3 protein-coding genes are annotated in these 2,533 nt (G+C 43.3%); all 3 read left to right on the top strand.

Annotation, left to right across the window (positions count from 1 at the left end; genetic code table 11):
* Positions 1 to 404 (top strand): DNA translocase FtsK (locus L4C33_RS21435; RefSeq protein ID WP_428814415.1); only part of this gene is annotated, 404 nt, incomplete at its 5' end.
* A gap of 137 nt (positions 405 to 541) precedes the next feature.
* Positions 542 to 1,138 (top strand): outer membrane lipoprotein periplasmic chaperone LolA, encoded by a 597-nt coding sequence (gene lolA / locus L4C33_RS21430; protein WP_428814414.1) that lies wholly within the window; start codon positions 542 to 544, stop codon positions 1,136 to 1,138.
* Positions 1,139 to 1,208: 70 nt separating this feature from the next.
* The gene (locus L4C33_RS21425; protein ID WP_428814416.1) at positions 1,209 to 2,498 is read left to right on the top strand and encodes a replication-associated recombination protein A; all 1,290 of its coding nucleotides are present in this window, start codon (positions 1,209 to 1,211) and stop codon (positions 2,496 to 2,498) included.
* Positions 2,499 to 2,533 lie beyond the last annotated feature (35 nt).

Here is a 2,533-nt window from a genome sequence, read left to right as displayed (position 1 = left end):
GTATGGGTGATATGCTTTATCTACCTCCGGGTTCTAGCCATACTACTCGTGTTCACGGTGCTTTTGCTTCAGATGATGATGTTCATGCTGTCGTGAATAACTGGAAAGCACGTGGTAAGCCGAACTACATTGATGAAATCACCAATGGTGAACAAACTCCAGAAACGTTACTTCCTGGCGAAAAAATGGAAGGCGACGAAGATATGGATCCACTCTTTGATCAAGTCGTAGAGCATGTTGTTCATTCACGTCGTGGTTCGGTATCGGGTGTACAAAGGCGTTTTAAGATTGGTTATAACCGAGCCGCAAGAATTGTAGAACAATTAGAGGCACAAGGTATCGTGAGTGCTCCTGGACACAATGGTAATCGCGAAGTTTTAGCTCCCGCGCCACCAAAAGACTAATTGCTTCAAACGGCTACGTATTACAAGTAGCTAACGAATATAAATGATTAAGTATAAAGGCAGTAACGGGGAACTAGTTATCTGCCAGTAAGTCCAAACAGCATCGTATGGGCTTGTTTTACATAATAGGAATATCAATGAAAAAATATTTAGTGCTGTTGTTTATGAGTTTTTCTGTATTCGCGACTCCTAAAGAAGAACTCAGTGATCGACTAGCTTTAAATGATGGTTTTAGTGCGCAGTTTGACCAATTGGTAACGAGTGCCGATGGTGAAGTAGTAATGGAAGGTGAAGGCACGGTAGACATTGCTCGTCCGAGTCTATTCCGCTGGAACAGTACATTCCCAGATGAAAACTTACTGGTATCTGATGGTAAGAGCTTGTGGTATTACAACCCTTTTATCGAACAAGTTAGTATTTTTTGGCAAGAACAAGCGGCTGCGCAAACTCCCTTTATCTTGTTAACCCGTAATCAACAAAGTGACTGGGATAATTATGAGGTGACGAAAGAAGGCGATAAATTTATTTTGTTGCCAACAGCTCAGGACTCAAACCAAGGTCAGTTTGAAATCCTCATTGATGCCCAAGGCGCAATCCAAGGATTTAATGTTATCGAGCAAGACGGACAAATTGGTGAGTTTAAATTTRAAAATATAAGTTTAGTGACGCCAAAATCCGAACGTTTTACCTTTGAGATCCCTGAAGGCGTAGAAGTCGATGATCAGAGAAATTAAGTGAGAATAAGTGAGTAACTACAGCTTAGACTTTTCAGGGGACGAAGATTTTCGTCCCCTTGCTGCTCGTATGAGGCCAGAAACTGTTGAACAGTACATTGGTCAGCAGCATATATTAGGGCCTGGAAAGCCTCTTCGTCGGGCACTAGAAGCCGGACATATCCACTCTATGATCTTATGGGGACCTCCGGGCACCGGTAAAACAACACTGGCTGAAGTGGCGGCAAATTACGCCAACGCAGAAGTTGAGCGAGTATCTGCAGTTACATCGGGTGTTAAAGATATCCGTATTGCGATAGAAAAAGCACGTGAGAATAAACAAGCAGGTCGCAGAACCATCTTGTTTGTAGACGAAGTACACCGTTTTAATAAGAGCCAACAAGATGCATTTCTTCCGCATATCGAAGATGGCACAGTTACTTTTATTGGCGCTACCACTGAAAATCCATCATTTGAACTAAATAACGCATTGTTGTCACGAGCTCGTGTTTACAAGCTTACGTCGCTAGATACGCCTGATATTGCGCATGTAATTCAACAGGCTGTTGAAGACAAAGAGCGTGGTTTAGGGCAAATCCCAGCACACTTTATTGACGATGTTTTGGATAGGTTGGCTGAGCTGGTAAATGGCGATGCTCGGATGTCGCTGAATTATTTAGAACTTCTGTACGACATGGCTGAGGACAATGAACAAGGTGAGAAGCTCATTACGCTCAAGTTACTCGCTGATGTTGCTGGTGAAAAAGTCGCTCGCTTCGATAATAAAGGCGATATTTGGTACGACTTAATCTCTGCGGTACATAAGTCGATTCGTGGCTCAAACCCTGATGCGGCTTTGTATTGGTCAGCCAGAATGATTGCTGCGGGCTGCGATCCTTTGTATATCGTAAGGCGTTTATTAGCTATTGCATCGGAAGATATTGGTAACGCAGACCCTCGTGCTATGCAGGTCGCAATGTCTGCATGGGATTGCTTTACACGAATTGGCCCTGCAGAAGGCGAAAGAGCTATTGCTCAGGCTGTCGTCTACTTGGCTTGTGCGCCTAAAAGTAATGCGGTTTATACCGCTTGGAAGCAAGCTTTAACGGATGCTCATAATTTACCTGAGTATGAAGTCCCACATCATCTACGAAATGCACCTACAAGTTTGATGAAGGACATGGGCTACGGTCAAGAATACCGTTATGCTCATGATGAGCCAGGTGCGTATGCTGCTGGTGAAAAGTATTTACCTCCTGAAATGGGTGGCACTCAGTACTATTTTCCATCAAAACGAGGCTTAGAGACTAAAATCGGTGAGAAGTTGGATTATCTTGCAGATTTAGACTTAAAAAGCCAACAAAAGCGCTATGAAAACTAGCCTTTTTTGGCTATCGTTACACGGTCAATATATTC

The sequence above is a fragment of the Vibrio makurazakiensis genome, assembly GCF_050337375.1.
Classification (GTDB): Bacteria; Pseudomonadota; Gammaproteobacteria; order Enterobacterales; family Vibrionaceae; genus Vibrio; species Vibrio makurazakiensis.
This window is presented reverse-complemented; position numbering and strand designations above follow the sequence as displayed.

What these genes read in the sequence shown, in the direction of transcription:
- L4C33_RS21425 (WP_428814416.1), top strand. Translation starts at nt 1,209, where the DNA reads ATGAGGCCAGAAACTGTTGAACAGTACATTGGTCAGCAGCATATATTA.